This is a genomic window from Streptomyces lasiicapitis (assembly GCF_014646335.1).
GTDB classification, from domain to species: Bacteria; Actinomycetota; Actinomycetes; order Streptomycetales; family Streptomycetaceae; genus Streptomyces; species Streptomyces lasiicapitis.
The window spans coordinates 191,540-214,060 of sequence record NZ_BMNG01000015.1; the positions used below are offsets into that span (position 1 = coordinate 191,540).

Below are 22,521 nucleotides of genomic sequence, written 5' to 3' on the forward strand. Positions count from 1 at the left end.
CGCCGGATGAAGGCCATCCACGTCAACTCCACCTTGCCGTCCGTGCCGTACCTGGGGCGGCTCAAGGGCCCCGACGGCTACGAGGTGGAGGACTTCGAACTCCTCACGACCCTCCTCTCGGCCGCCGCCTGGCGCCGCTTCAACGGCCCGATCAAGCTGTACACCGACCGTGTCGGGGAGGCGTACTACCGGCGCCTCGGGATGACGGAGTTGTGGGACGGCGGAATCGACACGGACGTACTGGAGTCGCTGCCCCCCTCCATCAACCACGACGTGTTCTGGACGGCCGGACGCGTCGCGGCGCTCCGGGCGGAGACGGCCCCCTTCGTCTCGCTGGACACCGACCTCGTCGTCTGGGAAGCGATCGACACCCTGATCACCTCGGATTTCATGGCGCTGCACCAAGAGCCCCTGCACCACGGCGTGTACAGACCCCGGTGCGAGCTGAGCACGCCCACCGGATACATCTGGGAGGAGTGGGACTGGGAGGCGGTCCCGTGCAACGCCTCGCTGACGTACTACGCGGCTGACCGGCTCACCGAGACGTTCCATGCCAAGGCGATGGAGTTCATCCTGGGGAACCCGATCCGGCGGGAGGCCGAGAGCCGTCTGCCGGTCCACGACGTGTTCGTGGCCCAGCGGCTGCTGCCGATGTGCGCGCTGAGACTGGGGGTGCGACCGGCGTACTTCCTCGACTGGCCCAAGCCCGAGCTCAACAGCGAGACGATGGCCGACGGCGCGAGGAACCGACTGGTCACCCACGTCTGGGCGTACAAGGACGCGCTCAAGAGCGACCTGGACTGCCGGGAGTCATTCTGCCGGCGGTGCGTGGCCCGGATCAGCCGCGACTACCCCGAACTCGTGGGAATGCTGCGCCACATGCCCAGCATCCGGCGGTATCTGTCGTGAGGGGGCGGCCGTGAAGGCGATCCACGTCGTTTCCACCCGGCCGACCACGAACTACTACGTCTCGCGAGCCGAAGGCTCCCCCTACCGGCAGGAAGACTTCGAGGTCCTCACGACAGTCCTGTCGGCCCTGGAGTGGCGTCGGCACAACGGAGTGATCCGGCTCTACACGGATCCTCCGGGCCAGGAGTTCTACGACCGGCTCGGACTTCTGGACCTGGACCTCTGGGACGGCGGGGTCGACGCCCGACTTCTGGAGTCGGCGTCCCAGACGATCAACGGCGGTGTCTTCTGGTCCTTCGGGAAGATCGTGGCGCTGCGGCAGGAGGCAGCGCCGTGCTGTGTCATGGACATCGACCTCATCGTCTGGGACGGCATCGGGCAGCTCGTCACCGCGGAAGTGATGAGCCTGCACGAGGAGTCACTCGGCTTCGCCGCCTACGTCGGCCGGGACCGCCTCGTCGCACCACCCGGATTCGACTGGAGCGGTCTCGACTGGTCGGTCGCTCCTTGCAGTGCCGCGCTGCTTGTCTTCACCAAAGACGCTTTCAAGGACGCATACGCCGACCGGGCGCTGTCGTTCATGGCGGGCAATCCGGTCCGGTCGGAGCCCGACAGGTCGGTGCCCGCACACCCGATCTTCGCGGAGCAGCGGCTGCTGCCCATGTGCGCGAAGGCGAGCGGCGTGCGCATCGGTTCGTTCCTACGTGACTACACGGGGGCCGAGCTGTGGTCCGGGCGGAAGAACAAGACATTCACCCACCTGTGGAACGCGAAGTCCCTCCTCCACAACAACCCGAGTAGGAGAAGGGAACTTTGCGCGCGGTACGCCCACAGAGTGCGACGGGACTACCCGGACGTCGCGAAGGTACTCGCGAGGTCCGAGCTCCTGCGGGAACACTTTCGTACGGCTGACGGCCTCTGACCGAGTGCCGGCGCCCGGCCGCGTTCACCGAGGGGCGGCCAGCACTGCCGCGAGGCCTTCTTGGAGATCCTTGACGAAGTACTCGGGAACCTCCAGCGACGGGAAATGTCCCCCGGTTTCGGGCGCCCTCCATCGGACGATCTGCCGGTACCGCTCCTGCGCCCAGACACGCGGAGACTTCTCGATGTCGCGGGGATACATGGTGATCGCCGACGGGACGTCGACCCGGAGTTCGGGATCGAGCGAGTTGTGGCTTTCGTAGTAGATGCGGGCCGCCGACGCTCCGGACTGCGTCAGCCAGTACAAGGTGACGTCGTCGAGAATCCTGTCCCTGGAAATCGTCTCGAACGGGCTGTCTTCGGTGTCCGACCACTCGGCGAACTTGTCGAGGATCCAGGCGAGAAGCCCGACCGGTGAGTCGACGAGCGAGTAGCCGATGGTCTGCGGCCGGGTCGCCTGCTGCTTCGCGTACGCCGCGCGGTGGCGCCAGAAATGGCGGGTCTCCTCGGTCCACTCGCGCTCGGCCGCGGTCAGCCCGTCCGTCGTCAAGCCGGGCGGTGCCTGCGCGGTCGTGGTGTGGATGCCGAGAACGTGCGCCGGGAACCTGCCGCCGAGAACCGTGGTGATCACACCTCCCCAGTCGCCGCCGTGGGCCACGAACTTGCCGTAGCCGAGCCTTCCCATCAGCTCCACCCAGGCGGCCGCGATCTTCTCGGTTCCCCACCCGGTGGTGGCCGGCCTGTCGCTGTAACCGAAGCCCGGCAGCGACGGGATCACGACGTGGAACGCCGGCGCGTCCGCGTCTTTCGGATCCGCCAGCTCGTCCACCACATCGATGAACTCGGCAATGCTGCCTGGCCAGCCGTGCGTCACGATCAGCGGAGTGGCATCCGCGCGCGCGGACCGGCGGTGCAGGAAGTGGATTCCCAGACCGTCAATGGTCGTACGGAACTGGCCGATCCGGTCGAGGCGCTCTTCGAACGACCGCCAGTTGTACCCGGTGCGCCAGTAGTTCACGACATCGACGAGGGCGGCGAGCGGAACGCCCTGTTCCCACCGGCGAGGGCCGGGCGCGGCGCGATGGACCGTCTCGGCCTCCGGCAGTCGCGCCGCGGCCAGTCGCGCGCGCAGATCCTCGAGGTCGGCGTCGGTTGCGTGGGCTTCAAAGGCTTGTACGTCGCTGGTGGGACGGGGCATGAGACCTCCTGGCCGTCGCGGAACCGGCTCTGACCTTCGAAGAACCGGCTAAGGCGGTTCCACTATGCCGCGCCTCCAAGCCGACGCGCAACCGGCTAAGGTGGTTCCATGCGTGCTGGCTTCCCTGACTTCCGCCTCGGCAATGTGCTGGCGACCAGCTTCACGGGGACTCTGTCGGAGCGTCATGGCGACGCCGTGGAGCGCATTCCCACGCCGCAGCGACTCGTCGACTGGCTGGCAGTGAGCGGCCTCGCCGTGGACTCCTGCACCACTGCCCAGCTCGACCTCGCGCGGGAACTGAGGGAGTCGATTCATGCCGCCGCGACAGCGGCCGCGATCCAGGACGCTCTGCCTGCGGCTGCTGTCCGAGTCATCAATGACCGCAGCGCTCAGGGCCGGGCCGCGGCGATCCTGACGCCCGAGGGCAAGCGGCGATGGCGGCTCAGCTCGGCTTCCCCCGTGGAAGATGCCCTCGGCGTGATCGCCGCCGACGCGATCAGCGTCATCGCAGGCGAACGAGACGGAAAATTGGCCCTGTGCGCCTCACCCACCTGCCAAGCCGCCTTCTTCGACACCAGCCAGAGCCGCACCCGTAGATGGTGCGACATGAACACGTGCGGGAATCGTCAGAAGAAGGCGCGATTCCATGCCAACCAGCGCAGATCCCCCAGATCGGCGGAGTGATCGTCACCTCGGTACGTGGGCGACGCCGCGTCGGGTGATCACGGGCACGGCAGGATCAGCAGGACGGCGCGCAGTGCCGTGTCGCCTGCGGACCGGCCAGGACGTCGAAGCCGTACCCAAAGGCGGCGAGCCCCGCGATCGCCGCCGCCAGTCCGAGCGCGGTACGCCACCGGCCCCGTACCGCGACGAAAATAGCCAGTGCGGTGGCGGTCCCGCCGAGCATCAGGACCGGCAGGCCCAGCCGGAGCAAGTCCGGGTTGGTCTCACCCTCGAAACTGCCGAAGAGGCCCCTTCGGCCGTACGGCAGCCAGACCGCGAAGCCCGCGAGCGCGCCGAGTACCGCTGTCAGGCACCCCGCGGCGCCGGTGACGGCTTCACGCCGGGGCGTCTGTTCAGTTTTCATGCACGGAGAGACGCCTCGCCGGGGCTGGGAAGTTCCGCCTGCCGACCAAGATCGTCGAGCACAAGACCCGCGGCATGCTGAGCGGATCACGGACTTCGCGCTCCGAACGAGTTGAGGCGAGACGGCTCGTCTTGTTATAGTCGGGGCATGGCTTTCCTCTTCTTCGTCTGAGTCCGGGCACGGCCCCTGTCGCCGTTTCTGCTGCCCGTCGACCCTTCGCATGCCCAGGGAAGTCCTATGCGCGACCGCGCACATACCACCCTGCCCACCACCGCCCCCGCTGTGGCGCAGCTGTCCGTCAAGTCCGTCACCAAGTCGTACGGCACCCGGACCATCCTCGACCAGGTCACCTTCACCGTCCGGCCGGGTGAGAAGGCCGCCGTCATCGGCGAGAACGGCTCCGGCAAGTCCACCTTGCTGCGGCTGCTCGCCACGGCCGAGACGCCGGACGCCGGGGAGGTCACCGTCCGTTTTCCCGGCGGAGCCGGCCACCTCGCCCAGACCCTCGACCTCGACGCGGACTGCACCGTGCAGGACGCCGTCGACCTCGCTCTGACCGAACTGCGCGACATGGAGCGAAGGCTCCGTGCCGCAGAGGAGTCCCTCGCCGACGCGTCGGACGAGGAACTCGCCGCGTACGGCGAGCTGTTGACCGCGTATGAGGAACGCGGCGGATACGAGGCGGACGCCCGTGTGGATGCCGCCATGCACGGGCTCGGCCTCGCCCGGATCACCCGGGAGCGCCTGCTCGGCTCACTGTCCGGCGGCGAACAGTCGCGCCTCGCGCTCGCCTGCGTCCTGGCCGCCGCCCCCGAACTGCTGCTCCTGGACGAACCGACGAACCACCTCGACGCGGCGGCCGTGCGCTGGCTGGAGGAACACCTGCGCGCACACCGCGGCACCGTCGTCGCGGTCACCCACGACCGCGGCTTCCTGGAGCACATCGCCACCACGATCCTCGAGGTCGACCGGGACGAGTGCACCGTGAACCGGTACGGCGACGGCTGGGCCGGCTACCGCGCCGCGAAGGCCGCCGCCCGGCGCGGAGCGGAGCAGCGGTACGCGGACTGGGTCGAGGAGGTGGCCCGCGCAGAGGAACTCCTTGAGGCCGCGGGCAGGAGGCTGGCCACCACCGGCCGCGACCCGAAGCAGGGCTTCGGCAAGCACCGCCGCTCCAGCGAGGCGAAGCTCGGCGGGCAGGTGCGCTCGGTGCGGGAGCGCCTGGCTTGGCTGCGGCGCAACCCGGTGGCGGAGCCGCCGGTACCGCTCCGGTTCACGACGGCGCTGCCGTCGCCAGCCGGCGGCCCGGTCCGGGGCGCACTCGCCGAGCTCGACAACGTACAGATCGGGGAACGGCTGCGCCTGGACGGGCTCCTGGCGATCGAGCCCGGAGGGCGCCTCCTTGTCACGGGCGAGAACGGCGCGGGCAAGACGACGCTGCTCCGCGTCCTGGCGGGCGACCTGCGGCCGGACGCGGGCACGGCGCGCCGCCCCGCCCGGATCGGCTACCTCGCCCAGGAACTGCCCGCGCACGCCACGCGGCTGCCGCTGCTCGCCGCGTTCGCCGTCGGGCGTCCCGGGCTGCCGGACGAGTACGCCGAACAGCTCCTGTCCCTGGGCCTGTTCCGCGAACAGGACCTGCACGTCCCGGTCGCCGCCCTGTCCGTGGGACAGCGGCGGCGGCTGCAGATCGCGACCCTGGTGACCCGGCCCGCGGACCTCCTCGTCCTCGACGAGCCGACCAACCACATCGCACTCGACCTGGTCGAGGACCTTCAGGCGGCGCTCGCGGCGTACCCAGGGGCGGTGGTCGCGGTCTCGCACGATCGCGACTTCCGTGCGCGCTTCGAAGCCGAGCGGCTGGAACTGCACGCCGGTCGTCGGTGCTGACCCGCTCCGGCCCAGTCCGCCCCGCCCCGAATCGCTCGGCATCCGTCAATCCACTGAAACGAGGGATCCATGACCACCTTCCTGACACCACAACAGCGCGCCGACCGCACCTCCGCTGCCGTCGAGGCAGCCGTCGCGGCCGGGCGTGAGCGCGGCCTGACCGTCACCGAGCCCACGGTGCTCCACGACGTCTTCTCGGTCGTCGTCCACCTGGCCCCCTCGCCGGTCGTGGCCCGGATTCCCACCGTCCTGCCCCGCCCGGACGACCACCTGGCCGCGCTCGCGCGCCGCCAGCAGGACGAGCTGGACGTCACACAGTGGCTGGCCGACCAGAAGATCCCCGTGATCGCGCCCAGCCCGCTCGTGCCGCGCGAACCTGTGCGGCGCGACGGGTTCTCGATGACGTTCTGGCCGTTCGTCGAGGAGGCCCGGGACAAGGAACCCGACTACGTCGCGAACGCCGAGAGCGTCGCCGACCTGCACGCGGCACTGTGCGCCTACCCGGGCCGCCTGGAGTTCCTCTCCGCGGCCGACCCGCGGTTCATCGCGGACAGCCTCGCCCTGCTCGACCAACATCCCGACCTGATCGGAGCGGCCGAGCTCGACCGGGCCCGCCGCGAATGGCAGTTCCTCGAACCCCTCGTACGCTCACGCAGCGCCTTCGAGGCTCGGTTCCCCGGCGTCGACCTCCAGCCCATCCACGGCGACTCCCCGCCCGCGAACATCTTCAACGCGGTGGACGGCGACCTCTACGCCGACTTCGAACTGGTCACCCTGGGGCCCGTCGAGTGGGACCTGGCCGCTCTCGGACCCGAGCACGAAGCCGCCTACAACCGCGGCGCACGACGCAACGGCACGAGGCCGCTCGACGAGGAGGTCCTGGCCTTCGTCAACGCCCTGGGCATGGTGCGGGTCATCGCCACCCTCACCCTGGTCCCGCAGCTTCCGGAACTGATGGAGTACCTCAAGCCCGCGGTCGACCACTGGCGGACGACGCCGTTCGCCGCCGGCATGAGCACCTGATACCGCTCAGGTGAGGAGTTTCGCGAGCACGGCCATCTCGGTGGGTGGGTCGATGACCGGCTGGATGAGGAGTTCGTCGATGCCGGCCTGTTCCAGGGTGGTGATGCGGGTGAGGAGGTCGTCGCGGGTGCCGACCAGGGCCAGGGTGTTCATCAGGGAGGGCAGGACCAGGTCCCGGTCCTGTGGTGTGATGCGTCCGAGGTAGTTGGGGTAGAGCTTGGTGTGCCGGTCGGGTGCGGTGGCGGTGGTGCCGCGCCGGTCGAGGAGTCGGTGGACCGCGTCGCGTTCCTCGGGGCCGAGTTGCTCGGCGAGGGAGGGTGTGTCGGCGGCTGTGTCGGCGGCGAAGGACAGCAGCGACAGGACGAGGTGGCCCGTGGCGTCCCGGGCCGCGTCGCTGTGGGGGTCCTCGTCCTCGTCGAGGAGGTGGAGCGAGGTGACCACGTAGGAGTCCGCCCGGGAGTCCGTGTGGGTGTCGGGGGCGTGGGGTGTGCCCTGGGCGGCGTGGCGGCGGGTGTCGTGCAGCGCGTGCCAGGCGGTGGGGTCAAGGAGGCCGAAGGAGATGAGGCCGGTGCCGCGGCGGCCGGCGACGGCGGCGGCCTTGGGGCCGAGCAGCGCGGCCACGACGAACTCGATCGGGTCGGCGGTGTTCACGTGCGCCCCGGCGTGCAGGAACCGGATGTCGCGGACCCGGTCGCCTTCGCGGTACTCGGTCGAGCGTCCGGCGCACAGGTCCTGCAGTGCGCGGGTGAAGTTCTCCAGCCTGGCCGCCGTGGTCGGCCGCATGGCCAGGGTGCGCCGGGCGGTGTTCCCCGTGCCGACTCCGCAGATGATCCGGCCCGGTGCCAGGGCGTTGAGGCTGGCGAGCCCGCTCGCGGTGGCCGGGGCCGAGCGCAGCGCCGGGGAGGTCACGCCGATGCCGAGCCTGATGCGGCTGGTGGCCTTCGCGCACAGGCTCAAGGCGACGAAGGGGTCGCCGTGGACCATCGGGGTGTCGTTGACCCAGAAGCTGTGCAAGCCCAACTCCTCGGCCTGCACGGCGAGTTCCTCCACACCGGGCTGCGCGGCGACAACGACGCCTGCACGCATCAAGACCTCCAAGGTGTGCGGAGCGAATCGAACTTGCTCAGCATGGCAGGTCCCGGCGCAGGGCAGTTGCGGAGTCGTGTGATCTCTTTGCGTCGCAGGGCGGGGTGGCACCGGGCACGGGACGCCCCCGGCATACAGCTGTTGGATCAGCCGGACTCGGCGGTCCGGGCGGGGCGCCCCGCCCCGACTTGCCCCTGACGCCAACGTCAGCTTTTAGCGTGGTGGGCGTCGGCGCCCGCCGAGCATGCACCCCACTGATCTCACGAACGGCCGGTCCAGGCCGTGTGGAAAGGCAGAACGTCATGCGCGCAGTCCGGTATCACGAGTACGGCGGTGTGGAGACCCTGGTGGTCGAGCAGGTGCCGGACCCGCATCCCGGACCCGGCGAGATCCGCGTCCGCGTCGCGGCGGCCGGCGTCAATCCCGTCGACTGGAAGGTGCGTTCCGGTGCGGTGCGCGAGGTGCTCCCCATGGACCTGCCCGCGATTCCCGGGCGTGATGCCGTCGGCGTGGTCGACGAGATCGGTGCGGGCGTGCAGGGGGTGAGCATCGGCGACCGTGTCTTCGGTCTTGGCGGCGTCACCGGCGCGACGGCGGAGCTGGCCGTGCTCTCGGCCTGGGCCCCCGCGCCCGCCACGTGGACCGACGAGGAGGCCGCCGGCGCCGGTCTGGCATCGGTGACCGCGATGGGCGGGCTGAAGGCGCTCGGTCCCCTGCGCGGGCGCACCCTGCTCGTCGAGGGCGCCGCCGGAGGCGTGGGCAGTGCCGCGGTCGAGATCGCGGTGGCTCAGGGCGCCACCGTGATCGGGACGGCCAGCGAGCGCAACCACGAGTTCCTCACCTCCCTTGGAGCCGTTCCCACCACCTACGGCACCGGCCTCGCGCAGCGCCTCGCCCGCCTGGCTCCGGACGGCGTCGACATCGCGCTCGACACCGCGGCCTCCGGCTCCCTGCCCGATCTCATCGCGATCGTGGGCGACCCGGCTCGCGTGTCGACGATCGCCGACTACGCCAACGCGCAGCGCCTTGGCGTGCATCTGGCCAACGCGGAGAACGACTCCACCCTCCTCGCCGAAGCGGGCGAACTCGGCCGACAAGGCCGCTACACACCGCGCATCGAGCGGACCTACCCCATCGAACAGATCGCGGAAGCGCACGCACACGCCGAGCGCGGACACACACAGGGAAAGATCGTCGTCAGCATCTGAGCTTGCCCACCTCGTCGCGATCCGGCCAAGGCTTCGATGAGGACCGACCCGGCAGTCCTCAGCCGCCCACCAGCATTGCCACCAGGCGCGTCATGGGGGGCCGCGGGTCAGGTGTGCCCGGCCAACTGGTCATCAGCAGGTGGTGGGCGGTGCCGACGATGGCGAGCGCCACGGTGCTCGGGTCGGCGGTCTCCGCCACCCGGCCGAGCCGCTGTTCGGCCGCCAGATAGGTGCTGATGGCTTCCTCGATCGCGGCGAGGCCGGGCGCCCCGCCTTCCAGGGCCTCGCGGATTTGCCGCGTGGTGGCGGGTCGGCTCATGGCCAGGCCCGAGAGAGCCGGACCAGCGGAGTCGAACAGCGCGAGGGCGACGGCGTTGAGGTTCCCCGCCACCGTGCCCTGCCCGGTGAGCTGCGACAGCGTCTGCGCCTGCGCCGCCGTCCGCGCGAACCGGTCGAGGCAGAGATCGGCCACGAACTCGTCGAGCCCCGCGAAGTGCGCGTGCAACAGCCCCTTGGCGCAGCCTGCCTCGGTGGTGACGGCCCGGCTGGTGAGCGCGCCGGGGCCGTCCCTCTCCACGACGCGCTCGGCCGCAGCGAACAGCCGCTCGCGTACGTCCGGCGTTGCCACTCCGCGCGGTGACATGGGCCTCATTTCCGTTCCGGTGCCGCTGCCCTCACTGGGCGCAACTTCGTGAATGGTACCGGGGATTGCGGGTTTGGGCATGTGCCCATACTGTTTGGGCGTATGCCCATTCTCCGTCGTTCACCACAGGAGGCCCCCGTGCAGGACGTTGTCAACACCGAGCAGGCGCAGGCATGGAACGGTCCGGAAGGCTCCCACTGGGCCCGCAACCAGGACCGCTGGAACGCCGTGAACGAGGGCTTCAACGAGCCGCTGCTCGATGCCGCCGGGATCACCGGGGACCACCGGGTCCTCGACCTCGGCTGCGGCTCCGGGCAGACCACACGCCTCGCCGCACTCCGAGCGCCCCGGGGGCGCGCGCTCGGCCTCGATCTGTCCGGCCCGATGCTGGCCGAGGCGCGGGCCCGCGCGGAGCAGGAGGGCATCACGAACGCCTCCTTCGTGCAAGGCGACACCCAGGTGTACCCCTTCGAGGAGGGCACGTTCGACGCGGCAGTCAGCCGCTACGGGGTGATGTTCTTCGCCGATCCGGTAGCGGCTTTCGGGAACCTCGGCCGAGCACTGCGGCCCGGCGGGCGCCTGGCGTTCGTCTGCCCGGCCGATGCCACGCTCAACGGCTGGGTTGCGGCGATGGCGTCGCTGCGCGACTTCCTGCCCGTCGGCGACTTCGGACGGCCGGGGCAGCCCGGCATGTTCTCCCTGGCCGCCCCGGACCGCATCCGCGAAGTGCTCACTGCGGCCGGATTCGTCGGCATCGGCATCAACCAGGCGCAGGCGTACGGGACATGGGGACACGGAGCCGAGGACGCGGCGTCGTTCCTGCTGGGCACCGGCCCCGGCCGCCACCTGATGGAACAGACCGACCCGGCCACGCGCTCCCGCGCCCGCCGCACCCTGACGGACCATCTGCGCGCCCAAGAGGCGCCGGACGGCACAGTCCGGCTGCTCAGCACGTCGTGGCTGGTCACGGCGGACCGCCCGGCCGACCCATCGGACATACCCCAGTGACTTGAGCTACGTACGTGTCTGCACCGGATAAGGCACATACGTCCGCCGGTCGGGGTCGACCGCCAGGCGGCCGCCGGCCGGGGGCCGGGCACGCTGGGCGCAGTCGCGGCGCTCGCAGATGCGGCAGCCCAGGCCGATGGGGGTGGCGGCCCGCGGGTCGTCCAGGGCGATGCCCTCGGCGTAGACCAGGCGGTGCGCGTGGCGCAGTTCGCAGCCGAGGGCGACGGCGAACTCCGCGCGGGGCGCGTGGTGCCCGGCGCCGCCCCTGACCACCGTGCGCGCCACCCAGAAGTAGCGCTTGCCGTCCGGCATTTCGGCGACCTGCGTGAGCACGCGGCCGGGGGAGGAGAACGCGGCGTACACCGTCCACAGCGGGCAGGTGCCGCCGAGCCGGGAGAAGTGGAAGTCGGTGGCGGACTGCCGCTTGGAGACGTTGCCCGCCCGGTCCACCCGCAGGAACGAGAAGGGCACCCCGCGCCGCCCGGAGCGCTGGAGCGTGCTGAGGCGGTGGCAGACGGTCTCGAAGCCGACGCCGAAGCGGGCCTGCAGCAGCTCGATGTCGTAGCGCAGTTCCTCGGCGGCGGACTGGAAGACCGTGTACGGCATCAGCAAGGCGCCGGCGAAGTAGTTGGCCAGGCCGATGCGGGCCAGGGCCGTGGCCTGCGCGGAGGTCAGTCCGGCCGCGTCGACCAAGGTGTCGAGCAGCAGTCCGCACTCCAACAGGGCGATCTGGGTGGCGAGTTGGAAGGCGCGTTGGCCCTCCGTCAGCCAGGGGGACAGGAACAGGAGGCGGCTCGCGGGGTCGAAGCGGCGGGCGTCCGCGGAGCGCTCGGGTGCCGCCTGCACCACCGTGACCTTGTGGTGCTCGGCCAGCCTGCGCCGCAGGATGTCGGCCGCGGGGCGCGCCGAGTCGAGTCCCCACGCCCGCGCCGTGCGTTCGGCCGCGCTGTCGAGCGGTTCGATGTGGTTGTGGTGGGCGTAGAAGAAGTCCCGCACCTCGTCGTGGGGTTCGGTGCGTGGGAGGGCGGCGGACGGCGTGGTCAGGGCGTCGGTCGGAGCGGTGGCGGAGGCCAGTGCGGCGACCTGTTCGGAGGCGTCCCGGTAGCGGTGGTGCAGGGCCACCAGCGCACGCGCCACCTCGGGGTGGTCGCGGGCCACCTCGGCGGCCTCCGCCACCGAAGCCGAGACCCCGCTGGCCTCGTCGGCGAGGGCGGCCCGCAGGTCCGTCGCGAGCCGCTCCTCCTCCGCCTCGGAGAAGAACTCCGGCTCCACGCCGAGGACTTCGGCGATGCGGAGCAGCACCGGGGCGGTGAGCGGACGCTGGCTGTGCTCGATCTGGTTCAGATAGCTCGTCGAGATGCCGAGCGAACGGGCCAGCTCGACCTGGTTCATGCCGCGTTCGGCGCGCAGCCTCCGCAGTTTGGCGTGCGCGTAGATCTTTCGTACGGGAGGCCGTGCCATGGGTGATGCGTCTCCGTTCCGCTCCCGGTCCGCGCGGCGCCCGACCGGCCCGCCGTCACCGCTCACGTCTGCCGCGTTCGTGTGAAGTTACCATCCGCATCTTTTGTAAAATTCGCAGTTTCGCAGCCAGCGGCCGTACGGATTTCGCAGATTGGAGCCGTGGCCAGGGGACCCGCCGGTGGGAATGATCGGTGCTGAAGACAGCACCCACTCGGCGAGAAGACACACCCACCCAGCGAGGAGTCCCGTGATCGACCACCAGGTACGCGTCCACCCCAGCGCCGACCGGCTGCCCCGCGAGGAGCAGCTCGCCTGGAAGCTGGCCGCCGTCGCCACCGGAACCCAGGAGGCCGCCGACCTGGACGCGGCAGCTGTCGCCATGGCTGTCAACCGGGTCATCGACAACGCCTCGGTCGCGGTCGCATCGCTGCGCCGCCGCCCGGTCGCCGTGGCCCGCGCCCAGGCCCTCGCACACCCCGCCCGGTCCGGCGCCGGTGTCTTCGGAGCGGAGCCGGGGCTGCGGGTGCCGCCGGAGTGGGCGGCGTGGGCCAACGGCACGGCGGTGCGCGAGCTGGACTTCCACGACACCTACCTCGCCGCCGACTACTCCCACCCCGGCGACAACATCCCGCCGCTGCTCGCCGTCGCCCAGCACACCGGCCGCTCCGGCGCCGATCTGCTGCGCGGCATCGTCGCCGCGTACGAGATCCATGTCGCGCTGGTGAAGGGCATCTGCCTGCACACCCACCGCATCGACCACGTCGCGCACTTGAGTGCGGCCACCGCCTGCGGGCTCGGCGCGATGCTGCGGCTGCCCACGGAGACCGTGTACCAGGCCGTCGGACAGGCGGTGCACACCACGACCGCGACCCGGCAGTCCCGCAAGGGCGAGATCTCCAGCTGGAAGGCGTTCGCCCCGGCCTTCGCGGGCAAGGCGGCGATCGAGGCCGTGGACCGGGCGATGCGCGGCGAAGGCGCCCCGGCGCCGATCTACGAGGGCGAGGACGGCTTCCTCGCCTGGATGCTCGACGGCCCGAAGGCCTCGTACACCGTCTCCTTGCCGGAACCGGGCGAAGCGCGCCGGGCCATCCTCGACACGTACACCAAGGAGCACTCCGCCGAGTACCAGGCGCAGGCCGTCATCGACCTCGCGCTGCGGCTGCGCGCGAAGGCAGGCCCGCTCGACCGGGTGCGCTCCCTCGTGCTGCACACCAGCCACCACACCCACCGTGTCATCGGCTCCGGCGCGAACGACCCGCAGAAGTACGACCCGGCGGCCAGCCGCGAGACCCTCGACCACTCGGTGCCGTACATCTTCGCCGTCGCCCTGGAGGACGGCACCTGGCACCACGAACGCTCCTACGCCCCGGACCGCGCCCGGCGTCCCGAAACCGTGGACCTGTGGAAGAAGATCTCCACGGTCGAGGACCCGGAGTGGACCCGCCGCTACCACGACCCCGACCCCGCACGCCGTGCCTTCGGCGGTCGGGCCGTGATCACCCTCGACGACGGCAGCGTCATCGAGGACGAACTCGCCGTCGCCGACGCCCACCCGGCCGGCGCCCGCCCCTTCGCACGCGACGGCTACACGGCCAAGTTCCGCACCCTCACCGAGGGCATCGTCGAACCGGCCGCGCAGGAGGCGTTCCTGGACGCGGCGGGGCTCCTGGCCGAACTGGACACGCCGGGGCTCGCCGATCTCTTCCCGGCCGTCGACACCGACGCGATCACCGCGTACGACGCCCAGCTCCCGGAGGGCCTGTTCTGATGCTGCACACCCGCACCACACCCGCCCGGCGCCGCCGGGCCCTGCGCGAACAACTCGCCTCAGGGCGGCTGTTGAGGATGCCGGGGGCGGTCAACCCGTACTCGGCGAAGCTGATCGAGGAGCACGGCTTCGAGGCCGCCTACCTCTCCGGCGCCGTCCTCGCCGCCGAGCTGTGCCTGCCTGACATCGGCCTGACCGCGTCCACCGAGATCGCCGCCCGCGCCCAACAGGTCACCCGCGTCACCGACCTGCCCGTCCTCATCGACGCCGACACCGGCTTCGGCGCACCCGTCAACGCCGCCCGCACCGTGCAGCTCTTCGAGGACGCCGGGCTCGCCGGGCTGCACCTGGAGGACCAGATCGCCGTCAAGCGCTGCGGCCACCTCGACGGCAAGACCCTCGTCACCCGCGACGAAATGGTCCAGCGGGTGCGCGCCGCTGCCGACGCCCGGCGCGACGACGACTTCCTTCTGATGGCCCGCACCGACGCCCGCGGCGTCGAGGGCCTGGACGCCGCGATCGACCGGGCGAAGGCGTACGTCGACGCCGGCGCCGACGCCGTCTTCCCCGAAGCACTGGCCGACGAGGCCGAGTTCGCGGCGTTCCGCAAGGCCATCGACGTACCGCTGCTCGCCAACATGACCGAGTTCGGCAAGGGCCCGCTGCTCAGCACCGCCGCGTTGGAGAACCTCGGCTACAACATCGCCCTCTATCCCGTCACGCTGTTCCGCCTGGCCAACGGCGCCATCGAGGACGGACTGCGGACGCTGGCCGCCGAAGGCACCCAGGAGTCGCTGTTGCCGCGCATGCAGACGCGCTCGCGGCTGTACGAGGTCCTTGGCTATGAGGAGTACGCCGCGTTCGACTCGGCGGTCTTCGACTTCACGCTGCCGCCCGGGAGTTGAGCCTGAACGCGCAGTCTGACCGCTCCCTTTGTTTGGAGGACCCATGACCGCCACAGCCCCGTCCGCCACACCGGACATCCACCGCGGCCTCAACGGTGTCGTCGTCGACACCACCGAGATCTCCACCGTCATCCAGGAGACCAACTCCCTGACCTACCGCGGCTATCCGGTCCAGGACCTCGCCGCCCGCTGCTCCTTCGAGGAGGTCGCCCACCTGCTCTGGTACGGGGAGCTCCCCGATGCCGCGCAGCTCGGCGAGTTCCGGGCCCGTGAGCGTGCCCTGCGCCCCCTGGACCGCACCACCGCGGACCTCTTGGCCCGGCTGCCCGAGACCTGCCACCCCATGGACGTGCTGCGCACCGCCGTCAGCTTCTTCGGTGCGGAGGACCCGGCCGAGGACGACGACACCCCGGCCGCGAACCGAACCAAGTCCCTCGCCCTCCTTGCGAAGTTGCCGACGGTGGTCGCCGCCGATCTGCGCAGGCGCCGCGGACTCGCCCCGATCCAGCCCGACACGTCCCTCGGCTACGCCGAGAACTTCTTCCACATGTGCTTCGGCCGGATCGCCGAGCCCGAGGTGGTCCGCTGCTTCGAGATCTCCCTCATCCTGTACGCCGAACACAGCTTCAACGCCTCGACGTTCACCGCCCGCGTCGTCACGTCCACGCTCTCCGACCTCTACAGCGCCGTCACCGCCGCGATCGGCGCCCTCAAGGGGCCGTTGCACGGCGGTGCCAACGAAGCCGTGATGCACATGCTCAACGAGATCGGCGACCCGAGCCGGGCCGAGGCCTGGCTCGACGAGGCACTGACCTCGCAGCGCAAGATCATGGGCTTCGGCCACCGCGTCTACAAGCACGGCGACTCCCGCGTACCGATCATGCAGGAGGCCACCGACCGACTCGTCGCCCGCGCCGCCGACCCCGAAGTCACGCGCCTGGCCACCCTGCACGCCGCCCTGCGCCACGCCATGATCACCCGCAAGGGCATCCACCCGAACCTGGACTATCCCGCCGGGCTCGCCTACCACCTCATGGGCCTCGACATCCCCGCGTTCACACCGATCTTCGTGATGAGCCGCATCGTCGGCTGGACCGCGCACATCACGGAACAGTTGGCGCACAACGCGCTGATCCGTCCCCTGGGCGCGTACACCGGGCCCGGTCAGCGGAGCGTGCCGAACCTCGGCTGACGTAGCGTGCCGAACCTCGGCTGAGGTACGGACATGTGAGCCTCGGTCAGCGTGTGAGGAGCCGGATGAGTTCGTCCCGGCCGCTCACTCCGACCTTGCGGTAGACCGCCCCGAAGTGGTCGTTCACGGTGTGGTGCGAGAGCTGGAGGATGCGGGCGATCTGCTTCACCCGACCGCCTTCCAGGGCGCACTGGACGACCGCCAGCTCCCTCGGGGTGATGCCGTACCAGGTGGACATCGCGGTGAGGAGGGCGTCGGCGGGAGCGGGCTGGATGGTGGCGGCCACGTGCCCGGACAGGGGGCCGTCCAAGGGCTGGGCGCTGACGGCGATCCAGCCCTGTGCCGTGGGCACGCACGTGGTGGTCCGCGGGTCGCCTCGCCGGGCCGCCGTCAGCGGGCCCCAGAGCGGTGTGACCGTGCGGCCGCCGTCGGCGTGCAGGGGGTCCGTGGCCAGGTGCCGCAGCCAGGAGCGCGCGTCGGGTGTGGCGGAAGTGATCCAGTTGCAGTCGTCGATGAGGAGGGTGCCGGGGCCGAGACCGCCCCCGTGCGCCCCTCCCAACCGTCCTCTTCCGCTCACGAACTTCCGTAACGCGGCGGCCAGACAGGGCCCAAGCCCCGCCGCGCAGTCGGCGTCCTCCGTCGTGAACGGACGGCGTCCCGGACCGCGCAGCAGGGTCAGTCCGCCCCACGCCCGGCCGCGCAGCGTGAGAGCCACGCGGAGCTCGTCGGCCACGCCCTCCTCGGCCATGAGCTCGTGCAGCGGTGCCGTGACCTCGTTCATCGGGGAGCCGGTGCCGAACACTCGCGCCGGGCGAGGGTCGTCGACCAGGGCTGCGAAGGGGTTGAGGTCGTGGTCGGCCCGATGGCTGGTCTCGAGCCGAAAGCACGCGTACGGGCTGTAGCCGTGGCGTCGCGCCGCGAAGGCCGGGGTGCCGGCGACCGGGTCCAGGCCCATCAGCCAGAACCCGTCGTGCGGCAGCACATGCCCGACCAGACGCGACATCTCGTCGGCCAGGTCACTCAGGCCCGCGCCGGCCTCGGAGGCCGCGTCCAATACGGACCGGCCCACCGACTCCAGGTTCCAGGTCACTTCCTGAGTATGCATTCCGGGCTCCGGCCTGTGGGACGTACGCGTCACAACATCCGGGGTCACAACATCCGCGTCACAACATCCGTGTCAGAACGTTCGGTTCGAGACCCATGTGGCCTGGCTCTCCGGGTTGGCCAGGTCGGTGCTCACCCCGCTGAGACGGCGGTCGCCGTCGAGGGAGCCGATGTAGCGGCCCTTGCTGCCGTTGCTCCAGGAGATGACGAATTCGATGTACGTGCCGTCCACGAAGCCTTGCTCGAAGGTGCCCGTGATGTTTCCGAACGACGCGGTGCCGCTGAGCTTGCCCTGGGCGTCCTGGCTCACGTGGACCGTGGGGTGATGCCCGTTGCTCTGGGTGATGCCCCAGGTTCCCGAGGCGTCGAAGGCGGGAGCGTCCTTGATGGATGAGGCGGGTGCCTGTGCGTGGGCGGGTGACGCGAGGGCGGCGGGGGCGAGCGCGAGGCCGCCCAGGCTGATGGCGAGCGCCGCGGTGACGGCGTGGACAGCGAGTCTGGCCTTCATATGAAGTCCCTTCATGGCAGGGCAAGTTGTGCCCGGTTCCGTTGGCCCAAGTAACCCCCGGTGCCGCGCTCGTCCTCAACCCCCGAAGGCTCGGGATACCGGACTGTTCCGCACTCGAACACCATGGGGCGTGCGCGATGTACTCAGGCGTTCACCGAGTTCAGGGCATGAAACGTGCTGCGGTAGAAGAGCAGCGGCTGAGCGTCGGGCCGCTGGTCGACGCTTTCGACGCGACCGAGGAAGAGGAGATGGTCGCCGCCGTCGTGGCAGGCCCAGGGTGAGCAGAAGAACGTGGCCAGTGAGCCGAGGAGGGCGGGGGCCAGATGCCGCCCGGGTGCGGGTTGCCACAGGGGAGTTGAGCCGTGGCTCGTGGGCCTGCCCGCGAAGCGCAGCGCCAGGTCGTGCTGCTCCTCGGACAGCACGTTGACGGTGAAGGGGCGGCCGGGCAGCAGACGGGCGGCCTTCGAATCGCGGTTCAGCGAGACGAGTACGAGGGGTGGGGCCAGGGAGACGGCCGTGAACGCGCTCACGGTGGCGCCGTGGAGTTCCTCGCCCACCGCGCAGGTGACGACGGTGACGCCGGTGGCGAAGTGGCCTAGGCAGGTGCGGAGTTGCTGGGGATCGATCGCCACCGGGTCTCCTTGCCGTCGAGTGTCGAGTGTCGAGTGTCGAGTGGGCGGAATTCGTGCGGGTCAGCTGGTCCAGCCGTCATCGGGGCGGTCGAACCAGAGGTGCACCTGGCCGGTGCCGATGGCGTTCTCGTACGCGCTGTAGCGGCGGGCGGGAGCGCTGCACCGGGAACCGCCGAGCGCACCCGCGAGCATCAGGTAGTGCCCGAAGCGGCCTTCGGGGGAGTGCTCGGCGTACTCCGGCATGGTGGCGACGACCTGGTCGTGACGGCCGGCCTCCAGCCACGCGATGCGCTGTTCGTCGGCGGCACGGGCCTGAGGGGTGACGATGTTTTCCGGGTCCCCGGCCATCCGGTTGCGCAGTTCGGACAGGGGCCAGAAGCGGTGGGAGAGGCCACCGGAGGCGATCACCAGGACGCGTCGGGAGAGCCCGGCGACAGCCTCCGCGAGGGCGGCTCCGAAGCGCAGGTATTCCTCGGTGGTCGCGGTCTGGCAGACCGACATCGAGAGCCAGGGCATGTCGGGGCGGCCGAGGTGGCTCCAGAGGTTGAGCGTGGCGTAGTGGAGGGGGAGGTACGGGTCGTCGTTGGTGCTCAGCCAGAGCGTGTCCTTCGCGGCCGACGCGGCCACGGCGTGGGCCAGTTCGGGGTCTCCGGGGATGGCGTAGCGGATCCCGCTGAGTTCGCTGGGCATCTCGTCGGCGGTGAAGTACCCGGAGCGGTGGGCGTGGGCGGTGACGACGGTCTCGGTCGTGGTGGCCCAGTGCGTGTCGAGCACGAGCACGGCGTCGTGAGCGGTGGCGTCGATCACCTCGCGGCGCAGTCGGGCGAGGCCGGAGGCGAGCGTGAAGTCACGGCCGCCGTTGGCCTCGATGCGCAGGGATTCGGGGAACATGATGACGGGGGCGTGGGAGAGCAGTCCCGCGCCGACGATGGTGCCCATGGGCGGTGCGCCTTCCTGTTCGGGAGGGTTTCAGAAGGGGACGAGGTCCGGGAGGCGGCGGGTCACGGGACGAGAAGGAGCTTGCCCGTGGTCCGGCGGGCCGCCAGGTCGGCGTGCGCGTCCCGCGCGCGGGCGAGCGGATACGTCCCGCCGACGGTGATGCGCAGGGTCCCGTCGGCGATGTGGGCGAAGATCTCACCGGCACGCCACGTGAACTCCTCGACGGTGGCCCGGAAGTGCTCCAGATAGGGCCGGGTCAGGGTGAGCGAGCCGCCCCAGAGGAGCCGCATCACGTCCACGGGCGGCACGGGCCCGCTGGCACCGCCGAAGAGGACCAGCGTGCCCCGGCGGCGGAGGCTGTCCAGGCTCGCGTCGAAGGTCGCGGCGCCGACGCCGTCGTACACGGCATGCACGCCCTCACCGGCGGTCAGCCGCCGGACCTCGGCGGCGAGATCCTGACCGTCGCCATCGCCGTAGCCGTCGTAACGGATGACGTCGTCCACGCCGTTCGCCTCGGCCAGCTTCTGCTTCTCGGGGCTGGAGACCGTACCGAGCACCCGTACGTCACGACGCTTGAGCAGCTGGGTGAGGAGCAGCCCCACTCCGCCCGCGGCGGCGTGTACGAGAACCGTCTCGCCTGGCTGCGCGCGGTAGGAGTCGTTGACCAGGTAGTGGGCCGTCATGCCCTGTACGAGCGCGGCGGCGGCGGTGTGCAGGTCGATGCCGTCGGGGACGACGATGGCTTTGTCCTCGGGGACGAGGACCTGCCCCGCGTAGCTGCCGAGCACGGTGGTCCAGGCGACCCGGTCGCCGACCGCGAACCGGGTGACGCCCGGCCCGACGGCCAGCACCGTCCCGGAGCCCTCCTCGCCGGGCACGGCGGGCAGCGGCAGCGGATAGCGGCCCTCACGCCGGTAGATGTCGATGAAGTTGACGCCCGCGGCGGCGAGTTGGACCAGGATCTGGCCGTCCCCGGGTGCGCTCGGAGCGGGCCTGTCGACGGGGAGGAGGACGTCGGGGCCGCCGGTCTCCCGGATCTCGATGGCCGGAACCGTGGGGGTTGTCGGGGGCGACGGGGCTGTCGGGGGCGTCAGGTTCGGTGCCGCGTTGGCGGATGGCATCAGTTCACTCCTTGCAGGGTGCGGCGGTGGTCGGTGTCCAGATCGACGTCCACCCGGTAGGCGCGGAGCCAGTCGCCGAGCCGGACGGTGGACTCCAGGAGGATGCGTTCGAACTCGGAGAGGCTGCCGGTCCTGGTCCTCTCGGTGAGCCGGTGCACCGCGCCGGGGTCCAGATACGCGGCGAGCGGGGCGTCGTCGCCGAGGGCGGCGGTGGTGAGGCTGCCGATCAGGGCGCGGTCGTACGCGGGGTCCTGGATCGAGGGGTACGCGGCCTTGGTACGGCGCAGTACGGCCGGCGGCAGCAGATCGGCGACGGCCTCGCGCAGCAGGCCCTTCTCCTGACCCGTGCAACTCTTTATCGCCCAGGGGACGTTGAACAGATACTCCACGAGGCGGTGGTCGCAGAACGGCACCCGCCCCTCCAGGCCGTTCGCCATGCCCATCCGGTCCTTCTTGTCGAGCAGGATGGGCAGCCAGCGGGTGAGCGTGAGATGGCCCAGCTCGCGGGTGCGCCGCTCCTCGGGATCCTCGCCATCGAGGCGGGGGACCTCCGCGAGCGCGCTGCGGTAGAGGTCGGCCTGGTAGGTGGCCAGGTCGATGCCCTCCACGAACCAGGGACGGAAGAGCGCGCGGGGATCGAGGCCGCGGTGCGCGCCGAGCCGCAGCCAGGGAAAGGTCTCGGCGGCCCGCGCGCCCGGGTCGGAGAACCACAGATACCCGCCGAAGACCTCGTCGGCACCCTCCCCGGAGAGCGCCACGGGCGCGTGCTCGCGGACGGCGGCGAAGAGCTGGTGCAGGGAGACGTCAAGGTCGGCGAAGTTGAACGGCAGGTCCCAGGCCGCGAGTACGTCACCGCGTACGGCCGGGTCGAGGAGCCGGGCCCGGTCCAGGGTGATCGTGTGGTGGTCGCTGCCGACGTGAGCGGCGACCGCGCGGGCGTAAGGCCCGTCCGGGGTGGGGCGGATGGGATCGCCCCGGAAGTTCTCGCTGTGGCCGGTGAAGTCGACGGCGAAGGTGGCGAGGCGCCCGCCGTCGGCGGCGCGGACGCGCTGCGCAAGGGCCGTCACGGTGCTGGAGTCCAGGCCGCCGGAGAGCAGCGCGACCAGGGGGACGTCCGCGACCATCTGGCGGGGAACGATGTCCTCCAGGAGCTCGCGGACCGTGGCGGTGGTCGTGGCCAGGTCGTCGGTGTGAGGGCGGGCCTCAAGAGCCCAATACCGCTCCTCGCGCAGGCCGTCGCGGCCCACCCGCAGCAGATGGCCGGGCTTGAGCTCGCGCATGCCGCGGAACGGCACCCGCCCGGGAGTGCGCAGGAACAGCAGCGCGTCGCACAGCTCCTCGGCACAAGCGCCCGGCCTGACCAGCGGGTTGGCCAGGATGGCCTTGGGCTCCGAGCCGAAGAGCACGCCCTGCGGAGTCGGGTGGTAGTAGAGAGGCTTGACGCCGAGCCGGTCGCGGACGAGGAGGAGCTCCTCGCGCGCGGTGTCCCAGATGGCAAGGGAGTACATGCCGTTGAGGCGGTGCACGAAGTCCGCGCCCCACTGGAGGTAGGCGCGCAGCGCCACCTCGGTGTCGCCGGCCGTGCTGAACCGGTGTCCGTGCAGGGCGAGGTCGCCGCGCAGCTCGCGGTAGTTGTAGATCTCACCGCCGTACGAGATCACGGCACGCGGCAGGTCGCCGCGCGGTCCGCGCTCCGGCGTTGCCATGGGCTGGGCGCCGCGCTCCAGGTCGATGACGGCCAGGCGGCGGTGGCCGAGCGCGGCGTGGGTGTCGAGCCAGGTTCCGCCGGCGTCGGGCCCGCGGCGGACCAGGGTCCGCACCATTGCGTCGAGCGTGGTGGCCTCGGCGGTGAGGTCGCGGGAGAAGTCGACCCAGCCGGTGATTCCGCACATGGTCCGCTCCTTGATTGGTTTGTGCG

General features: G+C 70.9%; 21 protein-coding genes. 10 read left to right on the forward strand and 11 right to left on the reverse strand.

The window, feature by feature from the left end:
- Window positions 1-6 precede the first annotated feature (6 nt).
- Window positions 7-909: a hypothetical protein gene (locus IEY91_RS31185; protein ID WP_189176522.1), complete on the forward strand. Its 903-nt coding sequence runs from the start codon at window positions 7-9 to the stop codon at window positions 907-909.
- A 10-nt stretch (window positions 910-919) separates the two neighbouring features.
- Entirely contained in the window at window positions 920-1,831 is a 912-nt protein-coding gene (locus IEY91_RS31190) for a DUF6734 family protein (RefSeq protein ID WP_189176523.1), read from the forward strand.
- Window positions 1,832-1,855: 24 nt separating this feature from the next.
- On the opposite strand, the gene IEY91_RS31195 is transcribed toward IEY91_RS31190, so the two are convergent.
- Window positions 1,856-3,028, reverse strand: a complete 1,173-nt coding sequence (locus IEY91_RS31195) for an epoxide hydrolase family protein (protein WP_189176524.1) — start codon at window positions 3,026-3,028, stop codon at window positions 1,856-1,858.
- A 108-nt stretch (window positions 3,029-3,136) separates the two neighbouring features.
- Here IEY91_RS31195 and IEY91_RS31200 point away from each other — a divergent pair, with 108 nt between their 5' ends.
- Window positions 3,137-3,712, forward strand: coding sequence for a CGNR zinc finger domain-containing protein (locus IEY91_RS31200; protein WP_189176525.1), 576 nt, complete (start codon window positions 3,137-3,139; stop codon window positions 3,710-3,712).
- A gap of 55 nt (window positions 3,713-3,767) precedes the next feature.
- Here IEY91_RS31200 and IEY91_RS31205 read toward each other — a convergent pair whose 3' ends face one another.
- The gene (locus tag IEY91_RS31205; RefSeq protein WP_189176526.1) at window positions 3,768-4,115 is read right to left on the reverse strand and encodes a hypothetical protein; all 348 of its coding nucleotides are present in this window, start codon (window positions 4,113-4,115) and stop codon (window positions 3,768-3,770) included.
- Window positions 4,116-4,352: 237 nt separating this feature from the next.
- Here IEY91_RS31205 and abc-f point away from each other — a divergent pair, with 237 nt between their 5' ends.
- Complete coding sequence (gene abc-f, locus IEY91_RS31210) at window positions 4,353-6,005, forward strand: ribosomal protection-like ABC-F family protein (RefSeq protein ID WP_189176527.1); 1,653 nt, start codon at window positions 4,353-4,355, stop codon at window positions 6,003-6,005.
- A 69-nt stretch (window positions 6,006-6,074) separates the two neighbouring features.
- Window positions 6,075-7,028, forward strand: a complete 954-nt coding sequence (locus IEY91_RS31215; protein WP_189176528.1) for a protein kinase family protein — start codon at window positions 6,075-6,077, stop codon at window positions 7,026-7,028.
- A 6-nt stretch (window positions 7,029-7,034) separates the two neighbouring features.
- Here IEY91_RS31215 and IEY91_RS31220 read toward each other — a convergent pair whose 3' ends face one another.
- Window positions 7,035-8,114 (reverse strand): LLM class flavin-dependent oxidoreductase, encoded by a 1,080-nt coding sequence (locus IEY91_RS31220; protein ID WP_189176529.1) that lies wholly within the window; start codon window positions 8,112-8,114, stop codon window positions 7,035-7,037.
- A 302-nt stretch (window positions 8,115-8,416) separates the two neighbouring features.
- Here IEY91_RS31220 and IEY91_RS31225 point away from each other — a divergent pair, with 302 nt between their 5' ends.
- Window positions 8,417-9,322, forward strand: coding sequence for an NADP-dependent oxidoreductase (locus tag IEY91_RS31225; RefSeq protein WP_189176530.1), 906 nt, complete (start codon window positions 8,417-8,419; stop codon window positions 9,320-9,322).
- A gap of 58 nt (window positions 9,323-9,380) precedes the next feature.
- Here IEY91_RS31225 and IEY91_RS31230 read toward each other — a convergent pair whose 3' ends face one another.
- A complete protein-coding gene (locus tag IEY91_RS31230) occupies window positions 9,381-9,965 on the reverse strand; it encodes a TetR/AcrR family transcriptional regulator (protein ID WP_189176531.1) in 585 nt (194 codons plus the stop codon).
- Between the two features lie 138 nt (window positions 9,966-10,103).
- On the opposite strand from IEY91_RS31230, the gene IEY91_RS31235 reads away from it, so the two are divergent.
- Entirely contained in the window at window positions 10,104-10,973 is an 870-nt protein-coding gene (locus IEY91_RS31235; RefSeq protein WP_189176532.1) for a class I SAM-dependent methyltransferase, read from the forward strand.
- A gap of 6 nt (window positions 10,974-10,979) precedes the next feature.
- On the opposite strand, the gene IEY91_RS31240 is transcribed toward IEY91_RS31235, so the two are convergent.
- Window positions 10,980-12,434 carry a short-chain fatty acyl-CoA regulator family protein gene (locus IEY91_RS31240; protein WP_189176533.1) on the reverse strand — a complete coding sequence of 485 codons (1,455 nt, stop codon included), beginning with the start codon at window positions 12,432-12,434 and terminating at the stop codon, window positions 10,980-10,982.
- Between the two features lie 247 nt (window positions 12,435-12,681).
- On the opposite strand from IEY91_RS31240, the gene IEY91_RS31245 reads away from it, so the two are divergent.
- Genes IEY91_RS31245 through IEY91_RS31255 form a run of 3 tightly spaced genes read left to right on the forward strand, consistent with a single transcriptional unit; the run spans window position 12,682 to window position 16,299 of the window.
- Window positions 12,682-14,202: an MmgE/PrpD family protein gene (locus IEY91_RS31245; RefSeq protein WP_189176534.1), complete on the forward strand. Its 1,521-nt coding sequence runs from the start codon at window positions 12,682-12,684 to the stop codon at window positions 14,200-14,202.
- Window positions 14,202-15,107: a methylisocitrate lyase gene (gene prpB / locus IEY91_RS31250; protein ID WP_189176535.1), complete on the forward strand. Its 906-nt coding sequence runs from the start codon at window positions 14,202-14,204 to the stop codon at window positions 15,105-15,107. Before IEY91_RS31245 ends, prpB begins: the two co-directional genes overlap by 1 nt.
- A 43-nt stretch (window positions 15,108-15,150) precedes the next feature.
- On the forward strand, window positions 15,151-16,299 hold the full coding sequence (locus IEY91_RS31255) for a bifunctional 2-methylcitrate synthase/citrate synthase (protein WP_189176536.1): 1,149 nt from the start codon (window positions 15,151-15,153) through the stop codon (window positions 16,297-16,299).
- A gap of 46 nt (window positions 16,300-16,345) precedes the next feature.
- Here the strand turns inward: IEY91_RS31255 and IEY91_RS31260 are convergent, their stop codons facing one another.
- The 6 genes from IEY91_RS31260 to asnB form a co-directional block, all read right to left on the reverse strand.
- The gene (locus IEY91_RS31260) at window positions 16,346-17,404 is read right to left on the reverse strand and encodes a helix-turn-helix transcriptional regulator (RefSeq protein ID WP_189176537.1); all 1,059 of its coding nucleotides are present in this window, start codon (window positions 17,402-17,404) and stop codon (window positions 16,346-16,348) included.
- Between the two features lie 72 nt (window positions 17,405-17,476).
- The gene (locus IEY91_RS31265; protein ID WP_189176538.1) at window positions 17,477-17,911 is read right to left on the reverse strand and encodes a hypothetical protein; all 435 of its coding nucleotides are present in this window, start codon (window positions 17,909-17,911) and stop codon (window positions 17,477-17,479) included.
- A 143-nt stretch (window positions 17,912-18,054) separates the two neighbouring features.
- Window positions 18,055-18,543: a flavin reductase family protein gene (locus IEY91_RS31270; protein ID WP_189176539.1), complete on the reverse strand. Its 489-nt coding sequence runs from the start codon at window positions 18,541-18,543 to the stop codon at window positions 18,055-18,057.
- A 60-nt stretch (window positions 18,544-18,603) separates the two neighbouring features.
- Window positions 18,604-19,482, reverse strand: a complete 879-nt coding sequence (locus IEY91_RS31275; RefSeq protein WP_189176540.1) for a DODA-type extradiol aromatic ring-opening family dioxygenase — start codon at window positions 19,480-19,482, stop codon at window positions 18,604-18,606.
- 62 nt (window positions 19,483-19,544) lie between these two features.
- Window positions 19,545-20,603: a quinone oxidoreductase family protein gene (locus IEY91_RS31280; RefSeq protein ID WP_189176541.1), complete on the reverse strand. Its 1,059-nt coding sequence runs from the start codon at window positions 20,601-20,603 to the stop codon at window positions 19,545-19,547.
- Window positions 20,603-22,495: an asparagine synthase (glutamine-hydrolyzing) gene (gene asnB, locus IEY91_RS31285; RefSeq protein ID WP_189176542.1), complete on the reverse strand. Its 1,893-nt coding sequence runs from the start codon at window positions 22,493-22,495 to the stop codon at window positions 20,603-20,605. The genes IEY91_RS31280 and asnB overlap by 1 nt, the downstream gene beginning before the upstream one ends.
- Window positions 22,496-22,521: the final 26 nt, after the last annotated feature.